Source organism: Anoxybacillus sp. J5B_2022, from assembly GCF_026847645.1.
GTDB lineage: Bacteria > Bacillota > Bacilli > Bacillales > Anoxybacillaceae > Anoxybacteroides.
This window is the reverse complement of record NZ_JAPSMC010000010.1, coordinates 1-17,408: the sequence shown is the minus strand read 5'-3', so window position 1 is coordinate 17,408 and position 17,408 is coordinate 1. Positions and strand designations below refer to the sequence as shown.

General features: G+C 43.9%; 18 protein-coding genes. 4 read left to right on the top strand and 14 right to left on the bottom strand.

The window, feature by feature from the left end:
- The first annotated feature begins 107 nt into the window (after nucleotides 1–107).
- Complete coding sequence (locus M4I42_RS04560) at nucleotides 108–413, top strand: hypothetical protein (protein ID WP_268851059.1); 306 nt, start codon at nucleotides 108–110, stop codon at nucleotides 411–413.
- Between the two features lie 26 nt (nucleotides 414–439).
- Here M4I42_RS04560 and M4I42_RS04555 read toward each other — a convergent pair whose 3' ends face one another.
- From M4I42_RS04555 to sppA, 8 genes are all read right to left on the bottom strand, one after another.
- Complete coding sequence (locus M4I42_RS04555; RefSeq protein WP_268851058.1) at nucleotides 440–952, bottom strand: MogA/MoaB family molybdenum cofactor biosynthesis protein; 513 nt, start codon at nucleotides 950–952, stop codon at nucleotides 440–442.
- A 77-nt stretch (nucleotides 953–1,029) separates the two neighbouring features.
- Entirely contained in the window at nucleotides 1,030–2,223 is a 1,194-nt protein-coding gene (locus M4I42_RS04550) for an acetate kinase (protein ID WP_268851057.1), read from the bottom strand.
- A gap of 188 nt (nucleotides 2,224–2,411) precedes the next feature.
- Entirely contained in the window at nucleotides 2,412–3,401 is a 990-nt protein-coding gene (locus M4I42_RS04545) for a class I SAM-dependent methyltransferase (RefSeq protein ID WP_268851056.1), read from the bottom strand.
- Between the two features lie 125 nt (nucleotides 3,402–3,526).
- Entirely contained in the window at nucleotides 3,527–4,027 is a 501-nt protein-coding gene (gene tpx / locus M4I42_RS04540; RefSeq protein WP_268851055.1) for a thiol peroxidase, read from the bottom strand.
- A gap of 74 nt (nucleotides 4,028–4,101) precedes the next feature.
- The gene (ytfJ, locus tag M4I42_RS04535) at nucleotides 4,102–4,548 is read right to left on the bottom strand and encodes a GerW family sporulation protein (RefSeq protein WP_268851054.1); all 447 of its coding nucleotides are present in this window, start codon (nucleotides 4,546–4,548) and stop codon (nucleotides 4,102–4,104) included.
- A gap of 11 nt (nucleotides 4,549–4,559) precedes the next feature.
- Nucleotides 4,560–5,219 carry a DUF2953 domain-containing protein gene (locus tag M4I42_RS04530; protein WP_268851103.1) on the bottom strand — a complete coding sequence of 220 codons (660 nt, stop codon included), beginning with the start codon at nucleotides 5,217–5,219 and terminating at the stop codon, nucleotides 4,560–4,562.
- Nucleotides 5,220–5,292: 73 nt separating this feature from the next.
- Complete coding sequence (locus M4I42_RS04525; RefSeq protein ID WP_268851053.1) at nucleotides 5,293–5,763, bottom strand: RDD family protein; 471 nt, start codon at nucleotides 5,761–5,763, stop codon at nucleotides 5,293–5,295.
- Nucleotides 5,764–5,775: 12 nt separating this feature from the next.
- On the bottom strand, nucleotides 5,776–6,786 hold the full coding sequence (gene sppA, locus M4I42_RS04520) for a signal peptide peptidase SppA (protein WP_268851052.1): 1,011 nt from the start codon (nucleotides 6,784–6,786) through the stop codon (nucleotides 5,776–5,778).
- A 116-nt stretch (nucleotides 6,787–6,902) separates the two neighbouring features.
- Here sppA and M4I42_RS04515 point away from each other — a divergent pair, with 116 nt between their 5' ends.
- The gene (locus M4I42_RS04515; RefSeq protein WP_268851051.1) at nucleotides 6,903–7,706 is read left to right on the top strand and encodes an NAD kinase; all 804 of its coding nucleotides are present in this window, start codon (nucleotides 6,903–6,905) and stop codon (nucleotides 7,704–7,706) included.
- A gap of 61 nt (nucleotides 7,707–7,767) precedes the next feature.
- Here M4I42_RS04515 and mbcS read toward each other — a convergent pair whose 3' ends face one another.
- The 5 genes from mbcS to ezrA form a co-directional block, all read right to left on the bottom strand.
- On the bottom strand, nucleotides 7,768–9,360 hold the full coding sequence (mbcS, locus tag M4I42_RS04510) for an acyl-CoA synthetase MbcS (protein ID WP_268851050.1): 1,593 nt from the start codon (nucleotides 9,358–9,360) through the stop codon (nucleotides 7,768–7,770).
- 123 nt (nucleotides 9,361–9,483) lie between these two features.
- Nucleotides 9,484–9,687: an alpha/beta-type small acid-soluble spore protein gene (locus M4I42_RS04505; RefSeq protein WP_066327687.1), complete on the bottom strand. Its 204-nt coding sequence runs from the start codon at nucleotides 9,685–9,687 to the stop codon at nucleotides 9,484–9,486.
- A 79-nt stretch (nucleotides 9,688–9,766) separates the two neighbouring features.
- Nucleotides 9,767–10,972, bottom strand: coding sequence for a tRNA uracil 4-sulfurtransferase ThiI (gene thiI, locus M4I42_RS04500; protein WP_268851049.1), 1,206 nt, complete (start codon nucleotides 10,970–10,972; stop codon nucleotides 9,767–9,769).
- Between the two features lie 5 nt (nucleotides 10,973–10,977).
- Nucleotides 10,978–12,120, bottom strand: coding sequence for a cysteine desulfurase family protein (locus tag M4I42_RS04495; protein WP_268851102.1), 1,143 nt, complete (start codon nucleotides 12,118–12,120; stop codon nucleotides 10,978–10,980).
- 144 nt (nucleotides 12,121–12,264) lie between these two features.
- Complete coding sequence (ezrA, locus tag M4I42_RS04490; RefSeq protein WP_268851048.1) at nucleotides 12,265–13,968, bottom strand: septation ring formation regulator EzrA; 1,704 nt, start codon at nucleotides 13,966–13,968, stop codon at nucleotides 12,265–12,267.
- Between the two features lie 175 nt (nucleotides 13,969–14,143).
- On the opposite strand from ezrA, the gene hisJ reads away from it, so the two are divergent.
- Nucleotides 14,144–14,956, top strand: coding sequence for a histidinol-phosphatase HisJ (hisJ, locus tag M4I42_RS04485; protein ID WP_268851047.1), 813 nt, complete (start codon nucleotides 14,144–14,146; stop codon nucleotides 14,954–14,956).
- A gap of 28 nt (nucleotides 14,957–14,984) precedes the next feature.
- Nucleotides 14,985–15,464, top strand: coding sequence for a GAF domain-containing protein (locus tag M4I42_RS04480; protein WP_328284587.1), 480 nt, complete (start codon nucleotides 14,985–14,987; stop codon nucleotides 15,462–15,464).
- Nucleotides 15,465–15,504: 40 nt separating this feature from the next.
- On the opposite strand, the gene M4I42_RS04475 is transcribed toward M4I42_RS04480, so the two are convergent.
- A complete protein-coding gene (locus tag M4I42_RS04475) occupies nucleotides 15,505–17,367 on the bottom strand; it encodes a sensor domain-containing diguanylate cyclase (protein WP_268851100.1) in 1,863 nt (620 codons plus the stop codon).
- Nucleotides 17,368–17,408: the final 41 nt, after the last annotated feature.

Sequence of the window (17,408 nt, the reverse complement as noted above, 5' to 3'; positions counted from 1 at the left end):
CCTTTTTCAATAGTTATTCATCAAAAAGTATAAAAATACTATTTGAATTCGTTGGTCTTTTCCTTATTTTTTTGTAAAATAAACAGTAAGAAAGTGAGGGGGAAACAGTGTTTGCGTATGATGAGCGGCTTGGGATTCGATTGCCGGCGCTTGAAAGAGCGTGGGAAGAATATAGCGAGAAGGAACAGTACGATATTTTGTTAGAGTGGGAAAAAATCCGCGGAGCAATTCCCGACAGGATCGCCGAACTCGAGCAAACGATCAATCAAAAGCAAGCGGAATTGAGCGACGAAAGCGATTTTGCTCGCTCATGCCGGTTAAATGCCGAAATTGCAGAACTTGCTTCGATCATTAATGATTTATGGATTTGGTACCGGCTGAATCAAACCGTATCTGCCAAATTGCATCAATAAAGGCGGCTTGAGCAACTAGCCGCCTTTTACAAATCTTTGCGAATTTCGCGAACGACATGGCGCAGTTCCGGCAAAATGAGTTTTGTCATCGCCAACCGTACCGCTCCGGTCGAGCCAGGCGTCGAAAAAATCGCTGTGCTATTTGCGACGCCAGCAATCGCCCGCGATAACATCGCCGCCGAGCCGATATCTTCGGTATAGCTAATCATGCGAAATAGCTCGCCAAACCCAACAATTTCTTTTTCGATGATTTCTTTAACCGTTTCAATCGTCACGTCCCGTTTGGCAATTCCAGTGCCGCCGTTTGTCAGCACCACATCGATTTCTGCATGTTCACAACCACGGAGAACCGCAGCGCGAATGTGTTCTTTTTCATCTTTCACGATTTCGTAATCGACGATTTCATGCCCTGCTTCTTGCAACAGCTGCATCATTAATTGACCGCTTTTATCTGTTTCTTCCGTTCTTGTATCGCTTACCGTTACCACTTTGCAGCGAATAACGCACAGCGCTTCCTTTTTATGTTCATTTACGCTCATTATCATCTACCTTTCGTCATAGTTTCATTTTTATTATACAAAAAGCTAGACATAACACGATGTCTAGCTTTTCTTCTTTATACTAATTCTGCCAATCTGACTGTATCGCGGGCGATCATGACTTCTTCATTCGTTGGGATGACTAATACTTTAACCGGTGAATGTGGGTAACTGATGAACGCTTCTTTGCCGCGCACTTTGTTTAATGCTGGGTCCCAGTAGACGCCCATAAATTCGAGGCCACGCAATACTTTCGCCCGCACAACGTCACTATTTTCGCCAATTCCCGCTGTGAAAATAATCGCGTCGACCCCACACATGCGCGCCGCATATGAACCGATATATTTATGAATACGGTTGGCAAACACTTCGAGCGCTAATTCCGCCCGTTCGTTTCCTTCCGATGCTGCTTTTTCAATGTCACGCAAATCGCTCGAAAAACCGGAAATGCCAAGCATACCGCTTTTCTTATTCAAAACATCAATCACTTCTTCCGCTGTTTTTCCCGTTTTCTCCATAATGTATGGGATTAGCGCCGGGTCGATATTACCGGAACGCGTTCCCATCGCTACCCCTGCTAATGGCGTAAAGCCCATCGACGTATCGATCGATTTTCCGCCTTCTACTGCCGCAATGCTCGCTCCATTCCCAAGATGGCACGAAATAAGGCGCAATTGCTCAATCGGCCGCCCTAGCAACTCTGCGGCGCGCTGCGTTACGTATTTATGCGATGTCCCGTGGAAGCCGTATTTCCGAATGCCAAATTTTGTGTAATATTCATACGGAAGGCTGTATAAAAATGACTGTTCTGGCATCGTCTGATGGAACGCTGTATCAAACACCGCAACAGCCGGCACGTTTGGCAACACTTCTTTAAACGCTTTAATGCCGACAATGTTCGCTGGATTGTGTAACGGTGCAAGTTCCGATAATTCTTCAATCTCTTTTAGCACCTCATCGGTGATCAGAACGGAATCACTAAACTTCTCGCCGCCATGAACGACGCGGTGACCGATTCCGTCGATTTCTGCAAACGACTGAATAATGCCAAAACGAATTAATTTATCTAGCAGCATTTTCACCGCAACCGCATGGTCCGGAATCGCTGTTACTTCCTGCACTTTTTCGCCATTAACGACAATCGTGAAAATTGCATCTTCAAATCCGATCCGCTCGACAATTCCTTTCGTTAATACTGCTTCGCTTGGCATCTCAAACAGCTGAAATTTCAGCGACGAGCTGCCTGCGTTAATCGCCATAATTTTTGACATATAAAAAACAACTCCTTTAAGACGCTTCTCCATTATTCTCTAGTATTCCAAATCGTCATAATCCTTTTTCATTTTACGCATGATTTTATCGTGTTTTCAAGCATTTCACCAAATTGTAACCGATTGCATGTAATATGTTTTTATATTCACAAAATTCGGAGCTAACAAATAGCAAAAAGAGCCCTTTCTCAGAGCCCTTTCTTTTCCGTTACGAACCATTCGTCAATTTTATGCATCATCGCTTTCATTGCTTGTTTGTTTGAAAACTTAGGAAGCTCGATGAGCAACGCCTTTTTCGGTGCTTTCACGCGAACACCTTTCTTTTGCAAAATGAAAATGCTTTTTGCTGCCTGTTCGTTTTTAAACATCGAAAGCGGGAGTTGAAGCAATCCTTGAATGACCGTATGTTCTTTTAAAAACGCATGAAGCTTGGGTGCTTGGTCGCTTGTAAATAGCGAATTCGGAATTAAGAAAAATAAGTAGCCGCCTTCTTTTGTATAATGTACGCTTTGCTCGATAAACAAATGGTGCGCGTATGAATGCCCGGTTTCCGCTTTTAGCACAAACCGTGACGCGTTGTCATCGTTCGGATAATAGCCAACTGGCAAATCGCAAATAACGACATCCGCATGGTCGACAAACAGCGGCTGCAAGCTATCTTGGTTAAAAAAATGAACCGGGTGTTTTTGTAAATTCGCATTCACGTACGCAATTTTCATTAACAAATCATCGACATCGATTCCATAGCTTTTCACTTGTTTATTCTGCAAATGGTTCAGCACCGCCGTCAATAAATTCGCCGTACCGACCGCCGGATCGAGAATCGTTAACGCAAAATAGTTCGCAGTAAATTTACCGACTAAATAGCTTATAAATAAACTAACTGCATCGGGCGTCATTTGATGGTGCGGCTGTGTATGCTCCCTCATCCCTTTCAATACAGCCAGCTGAAACGCCTTGCGAATTTCTTCGTTCGTAAAACCGTCAAGCTGAATTTGTTTGTATTCTTGTTTCAACCGCCTTTGGTTTAATTCACTTACTTCTTCTTGCAACACATCGCCATGAAAAACGTTCTCGCCTGTTTCCGCCACCGCTTCTAAATATGTACAGTGCAGTTCTTCTTGTAAAATGAGCGCGGTTTGGTCAAACAACGTAAATAATCGTTCAATAGGTGTCATCTTTTTTCCCCTTTCGTATGGGTGTCCAATCTTTTATTGTATGGGCTTCCGCCGCGATTTTCAATAAGAAAAGACCCCGAATTAATCGAGGTCTTTTCATCGTCTAGCTTTGATCTCCGCCTTTATTATTTCGCCGCTTTTGCCGCTTCAATCGCTGCTTCGTAATTTGGATGGTTCGTTGCTTCTGGAACGTATTCGACATAAGTAACTGTGTCGCTGCTGTCGATGACGAACACTGCACGAGCAAGCAGGCGCAATTCTTTAATTAACACGCCATACGCTTGCCCAAACGACACATCGCGATGGTCAGAAAGCATTTGCACGTTCTCAATTCCAGCTGCTCCGCACCAACGTTTTTGCGCAAACGGCAAATCAACGCTAACCGTCAACACTTTCACGTTATCTAGCTTCGCTGCTTCTTCGTTAAAACGGCGCGTTTGCGCATCGCATACGCCTGTATCGATCGATGGAACGACGCTAATTAGGCGAACAAAGCCTTTCGTATCTGCAAGCGTCACTTCTGATAAATCGTTCGCCAATACTTTAAAGTCTGGCGCTTTGTCGCCTACTTTCACTTCATTCCCGACTAATGTTACTGGATTCCCTTTGAACGTTACATTGGCCATTGAAAATTCCTCCCATAAAAAATATGTATAGGGTAATCATAACGGGAATGAAAAAAATTTTCAACGATTTTGCCTTAGATTAAATTCCCTAAATCATCTTTCGGATGTGGCCGTTCTTCTTTATTTTTCTTTAACATCGCTTGAATTTTCTCAACCACTTGCGGGGCAAAATCTAAAATTTTTTCGTATAGGTGCGTGTTTTCATCCAAATGCAACAGTTTTACGCCAGAAGAATTGACAACTAAAAACGCAATCGGGGTAATCGATACTCCGCCGCCGGAACCGCCGCCAAATGGATGTTCGCCATTTGCTTGTCCGTTCACCGCATGCCCATTTTGTTTTCCGTCCAACATAAACTCGCTTCCGCCTGCCGCAAAACCGAACCCTACTTTGGAAACGGTCAAAATGACACTTCCGTCCGGGGTTTCCACTGGGTCGCCGATAATCGTATTGACATCAATCATTTGCTTTAAATTTTCCATTGCCGTTGTCATAAGTCCTTGAATTGGATGATTGCTCATAGCGAAACCTCCTAGTAACTTTCATTTGCTTGACGGTTGAACGTTTCTTTTTTCAACCGGCTCCCGCGCCAATATTTCATTATTCGTATTCCCGCTACTATAGCATGCCCGATGCGAAAATGAATCATACATACAAAGTTTGTTTCCGACGCTGCTTGCTGAAAAGATGGAATCAGCGAAAGAACGGGGGTTGTTTTTATTCTCATATATTTGCTGATGAGCGCTAAAACGCCATACTTTACAGACCAGCCAATTCCGACGAGCACGCCTGTTTGGGCAGCGTCACCGGTTCCGATTTTCGACTGCCACTCAAACGTCGTGACGGTGATATGCGAACAAAATTTCCGGATAATCACATGCAAATGCACGACATGCTCGGCAAAATCTTTTGCTTTTTGGAAACTATGAATAATTTCTTGTGGACTATATTTCGTTCGTTTCGGTTCGCTTTCGGAAACGTTTTGCGTCGTTTTATGCGCTACCACAATTCCAGGAGATTGTTTCTCCACTTTAATTAAAGGAATGCGAATCGTATAGCGAATCAGCCCGAACAATACCCGAAACGTCACGCGACACTCATCGTCATCTTGGGCATGTCGAAAAAAGATAGTAATCGATAGTTTCAGCCAAAGAAACAAAAGCAATACTATCGGGAGGATGACAGCAATCACTTTCAATGTCTGCACTTCCTTTCAACATATCATTGTCACCATCTGTAAAAAAAATAAACCTGCGTTTGCAGGTTTATTCGTGAATAACAGTTGTATCAGCAATTTGATCGTGCAACCCTTGCTTTTTCTCGGAGAAAGCGACAAAAAGAAACCCGATAAATAAAATGAACTTCGCAATAAATTTTCCGATGACTTCGCGAAACAACACTGTAACCCACGTGAATGGTTCATCGTTCATCGTCACGACTTTTAAGCCAAACACCATTTTCCCAACGGTTTGCTGAAAAAATTTTGTCATGAACACGAAATAGCCGTAAAATACGAATGCCGTGGCAATCGCAATTGGTGAGAACATCGTCGCTTTATCCACGGAAAGATCGAACAGACGAAAGAGCGGATAAACGATTAGACGGTCGATGCTGCCGACGACGAGCAAATCGAGTAAATATGCCCAAAATCGCATCCAAAAGCCGGCGTAGCGAGGCGGCTGACTTGTCGCCACATCAACGTTGTTTTCAAGCGCATACACATTTTCCTCTGCCATGTGCATTCCCCCTTATTCGGCATACAAATACATGAGCCGCGGCGATTTTGGCGTAGAAAATAATTTCACTAGCTTCATTTCTTCCGTATCATTTGCTATAAAAGATGGTGCTTTCATGCGGAATAACGAACCGAATCCAAAGTCGTTCGTATATTTGACCACTTGTGCCTTTCCTAAGCGATGCTCTTTTTTCATCGCTGCAATCGTATCATCTAAGTAGCCGAATTCGTCAATAAGCTTTAGTTGTTTTGCTTGACGACCGTCATAAATGCGGCCATCGGCAATTTTCCGGACTTCACTCTCCGGCAAATGTCTTCCTTCCGAAATAACTTTCACAAAGCCGTCATAGGCGTTTTGGATAAGCGATTGTAAAATATTTCGCTCTTCTTCTGTCATTTTTCTTGCTGGGTTCATAATATCTTTATACGGCCCGCTTTTAATTGTCACCATTTCCACGCCGTACTTTTTCGCCAATCCTTCATAGTTTAAGCTTTGCATAATGACACCGAGCGAGCCTGTTAGTGTATCAGGGCTAGCAAAAATTTTATCGGCCGCGGTCGAAATATAGTAGCCACCGGATGCTGCCATTGAACCCATCGACACATAAATCGGCTTTTTCGTTTCTTTTTTTAGTTTTATTAATTGATCATGGATTTCTGCGCTTTCGACGACGCCTCCTCCCGGTGAATTGACGCGTAAGACGATTGCTTTCACCGTGTCGTCATTTTTTGCTTGTTCAATCATTTGCAAAAAGTTACGGTGATTATACCCTTCTGTGGAAAAGAGCGAACTTGCTTCATCCGTGTCTTGGATGACGCCATTTACTTCAAGCACAACAATTTTTTTGGAAGGATCCCCGTCTTTAAGCACTTCTTCACTAAAACTTTGATCCATTAACGCTAACCATTCTTCTGACCATTTCCCAGCATCTTTTGTCACTAGTGAGGAAATGACGCTGACAAGCGAAGAAATGATAAATAGTGCAATAGCTACTGCAAGCGCAATCCAGCGCTTTCGATTCATGTTGATTCCCCCTTGAAATCATTTCAGTTTCTTCATGATAAATGGTAAACTATAGTTGATTTATTTATTTTACCATAAGTACATATTAACTAAAATATGACAATGGAGGTTTTACCATGCCAGAACGTCGAAATCGCATGTATTTTTTTTACAAGCATGATGACGAACTAACGAAGCGCGTCCAGCCGCTAGTAAATCTAGCGAAAGAGCATGGATTTATCGTCGTGGACGATCACACAAAAGCAAACGTCATCGTCAGCATCGGGGATGATGGTTCCTTTTTGCAGGCAGTACGACAAACAGGATTTCGCGATGATTGCTTATATGCTGGCATTTCTACATTATCATCGCGCGGGTTTTATTGTGATTTTCAAATCGAAGACACCGAGCATATGGTACAAGCAGCCTCAAGCGAACAAATTGAAGTGCGGCGCTATCCGATCATTGAAGTAACGATCGACGATACCGCTTCGTTTTTTTGCTTAAATGAATGCTCGATCCGTTCCGGAATTATTAAAACATTTGTCATGGACGTATTTATTGATGATCTTCATTTTGAGACGTTCCGCGGCGATGGAATGATCGTCGCTACGCCAACAGGAAGCACCGCTTACAATAAATCGGTCAATGGCGCAGTCGTCGATCCGCTGCTTCCGTGCATTCAAGTGAGCGAACTCGCTTCGCTGAACAACAACCGCTACCGGACGTTGGGTTCGTCTTTTATTTTAAGCGGAAAGCGAAAGCTAACGTTAAAAATTTCGCCAGAAGGCAACCACTACCCGCTGATCGGCATGGATAACGAAGCGTTGAGCATCCGCCATATCGAAAAAATCGACATCGCCTTAAGCGACCGTGTCATCAAAACCGTGCGCTTAAAAGACAACTCGTTCTGGGAAAAAGTAAAGCGGACGTTTTTGTAAGAAAAGAGACTCAAAAAAAGGATGTCCCGTCACACTGTTGGGACATCCACTATTTTGTTGATTATTTTTTTTGGGAAAGGCGCATTTCCCGCTCGCGCAATTCGACACGGCGAATTTTGCCGGATGTCGTTTTTGGTAGATCGTCGACAAATTCGATTTTGCGCGGATATTTATACGGGGCTGTTAATTGTTTGACATGCTCTTGTAACGCTGGGATGAGCGACGGATCAGTCGGATCAATGCCTTCGCGAAGCACGATGAACGCTTTTACGACGTGGCCGCGCACTTCGTCCGGACTTGCGACAACCGCGCACTCTTTCACCGCCGGATGTTTCACGAGCGCATCTTCAACTTCGAACGGGCCGATCGTATAACCAGAGCTAATAATAATATCGTCCCCGCGTCCTTCAAACCAGAAATAGCCGTCTTCATCTTTTTTCGCTTTATCCCCTGTAATGTAGTAATCGCCGCGGAATTGCATCGCCGTCCGCTCTGGGTCTTTGTAGTAATGCTTAAATAAAGCTGGGGTTTCCACATGCACGGCAATGTCGCCCACTTCGCCAACAGCGCAAGGCTCGCCGTTTTCGTTAATGATTTCGACGCGGTTTCCTGGCGTTGGTTTTCCCATCGAACCTGGCTTAATTTTCATTCCTTTCAAGACGCCGACAAGCAACGTATTTTCCGTTTGCCCATATCCGTCGCGAACTTGTACGTTAAAATATTTTTCAAACGTATCGATCACTTCTCGGTTTAACGGTTCTCCTGCCGATACGGCACTATGCAAATGCGGCAACTGATATTGACCGATCGTCGGCACTTTCGCCATTAACCGATACTCTGTCGGCGTGCAGCAAAGAACATTTACTTCATATTTGCTCAAAAGTTGCAAATATTTTTCTGGCTCAAATCGCCCAAAGTAAACAAAGCCTGTCGCTCCTGACCCTAACGTCGATAAAAACGGGCTCCAAATCCATTTTTGCCACCCCGGTCCAGCGGTTGCCCATACGACATCCCCTTCTTCAATGCAAAGCCAGTTTTTCGCTGCGGTGCGCAAATGTGCATATGCCCAACCGTGCGTATGCACAACGCCTTTTGGATTACCGGTTGTTCCTGATGTGTACGATAAAAACGCCATATCGTCACGAGTCGTATCTGCAGCTTTCAATTCATCGCTTTCTGCTTCGCTCGCTTTTCCTAGGTTTGTCCAACCATCGACCTCGTGATCGCCAATGACAAATTTCAAAATCGCATCCATATTTTCAATCGGGAGGAATTGACCGACATACGGTTCATATACGATAACCGCTTTCACTTCCCCATGGGAAATGCGGTATTGCAAATCTTTCGTGCGTAACATCTCCGAGCTTGGAATGACGACAAGTCCCGCCTTTAAAGAAGCGAAATATACTTCGTACGCTTCAATTAGGCGCGGCACCATAATGAGCACTTTATCGCCTTTTTGCAATCCAGCACGAAGTAAAGCGTTTCCAATTTGGTTCGCTTTTTTCACGAACTCCCCGTACGTGATTTCCTTTGTCTGACCGTCCTCACTCTCCCATTTTAAAGCCGTTCGTTCGGGAGTTTGTTGGGCGTACTTTTCCATTTCCGCTGTTAAATTGTACTGTTCCGGTGCAATTAGATCTTCACGTTCCATATCCTCATCCCCCATTTTTTCTTTTCATCAACCATTATACAAAACAATCAAAATTTTTTGAATAATTTTTTAACATAATAAAAGGCGGGAAATTCTCCCGCCCTTGTAGCCATGAATATGAAATTAAAATTGTTTTGGATAGGAACCGCCTAATTGTTGTTGCGCCATTGCAACAAGGCGTTTTGTGATTTCTCCACCGACAGAACCGTTTGCGCGTGCCGTTGTGTCCGCACCTAGTGTGACACCAAATTCTTGCGCAATTTCGTATTTCATTTGGTCAAGAGCTTGTTGAGCACCTGACACTAATAAAGAGTTGTTGCGTGCCATGTGTTTTCACCTCCTTGTAGCTATAGAATGTGTGAAAACACACGGATTCATTCATTTATGATTTTGGTAAATTTTGAGATTAGAACAACTGTTCAAACGCTTTCTCTGCGGTAAATTCTTCATCAATGACAATCGTTTCCGTATTAGCAACAGCTGCTTCAATCAGTGGCTCTAAATCAATAAAACTTTCATAATGAACCACTTTTTCCCGTTTCGGTCTTGTTTTTGGCGCGTTTGGAGTAAAAATGGTACAGCAGTCTTCATATGGAAGAATCGAAATGTCATGCGTATCAATTTTTTTCGCAATCGCAATAATTTCTGTCTTATCCATCGAAACGAGCGGACGAAGAACCGGCGTCGTCGTGACATCGTTAATGACAAACATACTTTCTAACGTCTGGCTCGCCACTTGCCCGAGGCTCTCCCCGGTGACAATCGCCAAGCCGTTATATTTTTTTCGCAACAAATCAGTAATTTTCAACATCATTCGCCGCGACGAAATGAGTGAATATCCATCTGGAACTTGTTGGTGAATCGTCTGTTGAATATCGGTAAACGGAACGATATGAAGCCGAATTTTCCCTCCAAATCGCGTCAGCTTCTTCACTAAATCAATCACTTTTTGCTTTGCCCGTTCACTTGTAAATGGCGGGCTGAAAAAGTGGACTGCCTCAATTTCCAATCCGCGTTTCATCGCTAAATATCCGGCGACCGGACTGTCGATGCCACCAGACAACATAAGCATCGCTTTTCCGCTTGTGCCAACAGGGAGACCACCTGCCCCTGGAATATCGTGGCACGTTACGTACGTACCGTCTTTGCGCACTTCCACCCGTACATCAATATCCGGTTCATGAACGTTCACCGTTAAATGATTCGTATTCCGTAAAATATGGCTGCCGAGCTCATAATTAAGGCCATTGCTTCCAATCGGGAATTGCTTGTCAATCCGCTTCGCACTCACTTTAAACGTTTTACCTTCGTACGAAAATCGTTGCACTGCCGCTAATGCCGTTGCTTTAATTTGCTCGATGTCGTTCTCGCATTTCATTGCCAAACTAAACGACTGAATGCCGAACACCGTCTTTAACTGTTCCATAATTTCCTCGTGCGGCTCACCATTCAATAAAATGTACATTCGGTCACGCATATATTCAATGTTTATGTTCGGAAAAGCTTTTAATTTTTTTCGAATGTTCCGTTTCAACCGCACGACGAAACGGTTGCGGTTTTTTCCCTTTGTCGACATTTCTCCGTAACGAATTAAAATACGATCATAGCGCATGCTCTCTACCTCTCTACGTCTTGTAGTTTTTGAATCGCTGCTTTCATAGCACGGATAGCAACTGGAATTTCTTCTAACGTGTTTTCCCACGATAAACTAACTCGAATCGAGCTTTCCGCCCGCTTCGCATCGACTCCCATCGCCAACAACGTCTTGCTTGGCGCTCGTTTTTTCGATGAACAGGCCGATGTCGTCGAAACAAAAATTTGCTGTTTCGCCAATTCATGAACAAATACTTCCGACTTTAAACCGTTTAAAGAAAAATTAATAATATGCGGCGCAGAATGATCCGCTGGCGTATGAACCTCGATGCCGTCGATGTTGTTCAACTCTTTTAACCATTGCTCTTTCATCGCCCATAAGCGCGACGAGTGCCGTTCATATGCTTCCATGGAGAGCCGAAGCGCTTTCGCCATCGCGACAATAGCCGCGACGTTTTCCGTTCCTGAACGAAGCTGCCATTCTTGTCCTCCCCCCGCTAGTAGCGGCGAAAGGCGAATGCCGTTTCGGACATATAAAACGCCCGCCCCTCGCAAACTGTGGAACTTATGTGCCGACATCGTACATAGATCGATATGCGCTTTTTTTACATCGAGCGGAACTTTGCCGACTCCTTGCACATGATCAACATGGAAAATTACTTTTGGGTAGCGCTGCAACATTCGCCCGATTTGTTCAATCGGTTGAATCGAGCCGACTTCGTTATTGACGTGCATGATCGACACAAGAATCGTATCATCGCGAAGCGCCTGCTCAAGCGTTTCTACGTCAACGAGCCCGTGTTTATCCACAGGTAAATATGTAACATCAAACCCTAGTTCTTCAAGCTGTCGACACGGCTCAACAACCGATGGATGTTCAATCGCAGTCGTAATAATATGATGGCCCCGTTGCCGATACTGAAAAGCAACTCCTTTAATCGCCAGATTGTTCGCTTCCGTTCCTCCAGATGTAAAAATGATTTCATTCGGTTTGACGGCAAGAAGCGCCGCCACTTGCTCCCGCGCTTGTGAGAGCAACCGCTCCGCTTTCATGCCCAATTCATGAAGCGATGAAGGATTGCCAAAATAGTTGGTGGCGACCGTCACAAACGAATCGACCACTTCAGGAAACGGCTTTGTCGTTGCACTGTTATCTAAATAAATCATCACGTCCATCCTCCGCATACATGCTTAACACAAAGAAAATAATAAAAATAAATTCGTCTAACCGCAACAAAAACGCCTATTTACATTATTCGCGAAAAAACCGATAAATATCTACATAGGTAGGTATTTATCGGTTTCACGCGGTCATATTTTCGGCTCGACTTCTTCTTGCAAAAGTTGCCGAATACGCTCAAAAGCACCTGGTTCAACGTTTTCCACCGTTGCCACCGCCTGCTCTAGCGCCCGTTCGTAATCATAATGGCGAAACAACATTTCCGCTTCTTCTAATCCCTCTTTGACCGATGGATAGCGGCGGCGATAACGGTTCCCATATTGAATCACTTTTTCGACAAGATCCGCTTGCTCCACCATGCTCATCGTCTGTTCACAGACGCGTTCCACTAACGCTGCTGCTTCCGTCAGCGCTTGATTAACCGCCTCCATGTTGAGCGGCTTCTCATCGAGGCGCAATGAAACGTTTGTCAAAAGTTCCTTCGCTTCATCTAGCTGCAATTTATAGGTTTCGGGAAGTCCTGGCAATCGGCTCTTTTTCACGTAACGAACAGCTTCTGACAACTGTTTACGCATATCGCGAAGCTTTTCGCGAGCGGCCAATTCGTCTTTTCGCAGCGTTTGCAACATTTCACGAAACTGTTCGTGCTCTTCTTTCAACAGTTGAATTTGTCCGAACAACAACTCTAGTTCTTCTTTAATAAACGAATGAGCCGTCCGTTCTTCCAGAGCGCGCTCTTGAATTAATGCAAACCGCTTCGCTAATTGCTGAATTTGTTTTTCCATACTGCGGTATTTTTCAAGATCTTGGGCAGTTAACCGATAGCTTTGTTGCACAAATAACGTTTCAGCTCCCGTCTGCTTCGCCTCTTCGCTTAACTGATACAATTGCTCTTCAATTTGTCCCATTTCTGTTTTCACGTATTGGTACGCCAATGCTTCTTTTTCTAATAAATCGTAGAGCGCATCGATATCTGCTTTGATCTCTTCGAGCATTTGCTTCGCTTCCTCTAGTTGAAGCTGGCGAATCATGTCGATACATTGCTGTAATTTTTCTTGCTGCTTCGATACCTCTTGGTGGATGTCGAGATGGTCAAGGATATAGCCTTCCTCTTTCATTTCTTGATATCCTTCGATTAACTCCGCGAGCTGAGCTGGAACTGTTGTTTGACATTCGGTAAGCACCGTTGGAATGTCTTGAAGCATTTTAGAAAAAACCATCAATTCTTGCTTCAAATACAAGACAATTTCTCGTGCCGCTAAATAATTACCGGCATTCGTCAACTCTTCGAATCTTTGAAACGCGTTGTGAATGTCGTCCAATTTAAGTGTCAAATTTTCTTCCGCCACCCCAAATGTATGGCGATAGGCGAGCAGCATTTTTTTCGCATCGCGATACACCGCTTTTAACTGCTCAATTTCCACGCGGTTTTGTTCTTCACTACCTACAAGTTCATCGAGTTCATGAAGAATGGTTTGAATGTCTTCTTCTATCTTCCGAAGCGTTTGTTCGATTTCCCGCAACACGCCTTTTGCTTTTGCATAGCGGTATTTATCAAGAAATTCCTCCACATCAAACAGCTTTTCTTCTACTTCCGGAAGTCTTACAGTCACAATGTCGTCCCATTGCTGGCGCCAGCGCTCGAACAGCTCCTCCGTTTCTCCCGTCATGTTCAGCTGCTTCACTTTCGAAAGTTCATCGGTTACTTGCCGATTCATAATCGCAATTTTCCATGCTTCTAAACGATCAATTTCACGATACATCTTCTTTCGGTACACATAGTTATATATCATTCCTCCGCTAGCGAGGAGTAAAATCGTGATCGCAATTTCCATAAGAAGCCCCCTTGCATCCGAGTTAGTCACATTATGGAGAAGGCAAAAACATTGACATAATGTTCTTTTAATGTTTTTATGATACCATGTTAACGACATTTTTTGACCAAAATTTTTAATTTTTTTTTACAAAAATCTTCATTTTTTCAACTATGTAATAAAAGGAGGGATTCGTTTGCGCGACGGTCATATCCATACACCGTTTTGTCCACACGGAAGCAACGACTCGTTCGTGCAATATATCGAGCGAGCCATCGAGCTAGGATATACAGACATTTCATTTACCGAACACGCACCGCTTCCGTCGGCTTTTGTCGATCCAACTCCCGAACAAGACAGCGCCATGGCTATGGAGCAGCTAGACTCCTATATCTCAACACTGCAACGCATAAAGAAACAGTATCAAACCGATATTACGATTCGCATCGGGTTGGAAGTCGATTTTATTATCGGCTATGAGGAAGAAACCGCACGCTTTCTTGAAGAAATCGGTCCCGAATTAGATGATAGCATTTTGTCGGTACATTTTCTTCCTGCGAACGGCCAATATTTCTGTTTAGACTATAGCCCGGATATGTTCCAAGCCATGACCGAAGCGTTCGGGTCGGTGTCTCTCGCTCATGAAGCATATTATCATGCCGTATTGCAGGCAGTCCGTGCTGACCTCGGCGCATATAAACCGAAGCGCATCGGTCATCTAACGCTCGTTCATAAGTTTCAAAAACAATTTCCTTGTCCTGTTTCTATGGCAGAACGGATTGTTCACATCCTCGATGAAATCAAGGCACGGCAGTATGAGCTGGACTATAACGGAGCCGGTGTCCAAAAACCGCTTTGCAAAGAGCCGTATCCGCCGCATTGGGTCGTTCACGAAGCATTAAAGCGAAACATCCCGCTCGTGTACGGATCTGATGCCCATTGTGCCCGCGATTTGCATCAAGGGAGAGAGCAAATGGTTCGCGAGGCATTTTCGGAATCGACGCTTTAACATCCATTTTTAAAAGGAGAGGATCGCTTTGTTTCACGCCATCCAGTATAATGGAACACGAGAAGAAAATTACGAACTTGTCATTAAACAGCTACAAGCGCTGATTGCCGGAGAAACGAATTTTATCGCCAATTTAGCCAATGCTGCTGCGCTTCTCAACCAATTTTTACATAATATCAATTGGGTTGGCTTTTACTTAGCCGAAGGGGAAGAGTTAGTATTGGGACCGTTTCAAGGGCTGCCAGCATGCGTTCGCATTCCGTTCGGAAAAGGCGTATGCGGAACAGCAGCGCAAAACAAAAAAACGGAACTCGTTCCCGATGTACATCTATTTCCTGGACATATTGCCTGCGATGCTGCCTCGCAATCAGAAATTGTCGTACCGATGATAAAAAACGGGAACGTCATCGGGGTATTAGATATCGACAGTCCGATGAAAAACCGTTTCGACGACATCGATCAACACTATTTAGAAAAATTTGTCGAAGTCTTAGTTGCTTCCTTATAAGATTCGCGAAAAAAGGAATCCCGCAAAACGGATTCCTTTTTTACGCTTTGTATTGGTGTTGGTAATCTTTCACAAACACGCAGTTTTTCCCCGACCGTTTCGCCATATATAGCGCCTCATCGGCTCGTTTAAACAACTCGGTCGCTTCTTCGCGACGATTTTTTTTCCAATAGGAAACGCCGCAAGAAACGGTGACCGGCGGGTTTGTTTCTTGTCGCACTTTTGCCGCCAAGCGATTAGCGATCGCTACTCCGGTTGTTAATGGGACTTTTGGCAAATAGATCGCCAGCTCTTCGCCTCCCCAACGAGCCCCAATATCATGCTCGCGAATGTTTTGCTTAATGATGTTGGCCACTTGCACGATGATATCATCGCCTGTCTGGTGACCGTACGTGTCGTTAATGCTTTTGAAATTGTCAATGTCAATTAAAATAAACGTACCAAACGCATCGACTTCCATCGATTTTTGTAGCTGTTCGTCTAAGTAATGACGCGAATATAGCTTCGTTAAATAGTCCGTAATCACAAGGTTTTCTAATTCCTCTCGTAGCATTGCATTCGCAAACGCCAGCGTAGAATGGTGAATGAGCGATTGCAACAATTTAAACATTTCAAAAGTAAAGTGATATGGCTCGCGATGCAACACAATGGCCATTCCTTTTAGCATACCGTTTTGCACCATCGGCACGGCCATTAACGAACGATAAATAGGTGCAGACGGTGAGGCATCAACTTTCGCATCGCCTAAAAACACCATATCCCGTTCCGTGCGAATTCGTTTCGATACAAATTCAATATATTTTTTCGCTTGCCGCGATTGAAAAAATGGCGTGCTTCCAGGCAACAACCTTTTCTTTTCACGGTCAAACATGAAAAAACCGATTTCTTCGGCACCAAATGAACGTTTAATTTGACTGACCATAAACTCTAGCGCATCTTGCAGGCGCAAGTTTGCATTCAACCGGTGCATCGTTTCATTAATCAGCTGCAAATCCGCTACAAGTCGGCGCGACTGTTCATATAATTTCGCGTTTTCTAACGCGCTTCCTGCCGTATTCGCCAACAAAGAAATGAAATTGATTTCACTTTTTGGAAACTCCATAATGTGCGAAGCGATAATTTCAATCACCCCATAAACCCCTTGGGCTCCTTTAATTGGGGCGTATAAAATGGAACGTTGAAGCGCAATTGAGTCTTCGAGTTGAATTTTCCCCGTCAAAAACGCCTGCATTGCCGCCATATTTTCGTCCGCCTGTTCAAACATAAGTGTTTTTATTGGCAAACGTTCGTGATACGGATGATCGTCGGATAAAAACAAGTAGTACGTAAAGGAAGGATATACTTCTTGCAGCGTATCAATAATTTCTTCCAACACATCTTCAATTTTCATCGACGCATGAATTTTCGCTGTAAAATGATGAAGCCGTTCATATCGTTTTTCTTCGCTCAACCCGCGCGCAATTTTTTTCATTTTGCTAAATAAGCGCGAAAAGTCGGTGACAATCTGCTCGAGAAACACTTGGCTAGGACGCTGACCGTTGTCATAGACGAATTGCAAGACACCCGAAAATTCTTCGGATTGCTGAAGCAATAGTTGCGCAATCATACATTGCTCGTTTTCATGTATATGTATACGTTGTCTTGGATCGGCCGTTTGAAACTCGGCATTCGGTAAAACATCACAAGCTAATAGGTCTTCTTTTGTTGTCACTTCTGGGTAAAACGTTTTTTCGAAAGGGTCGAATAAAAACAATGTGACTTCTTTTATCATCAGTTCTTGTTTCAACAATAAAAACAAACTCAGCATCGTTTTCGAAAAATGATCGTGATCTTCGTACGCTAACAACCAGTCGAAAAACTTTTCCTTAAAGGCGGTATATGCTTCTCTCTCATGTGCTTTCATCATGTCATTCACCCGCATCTATGTAATCTACAAAATAATTC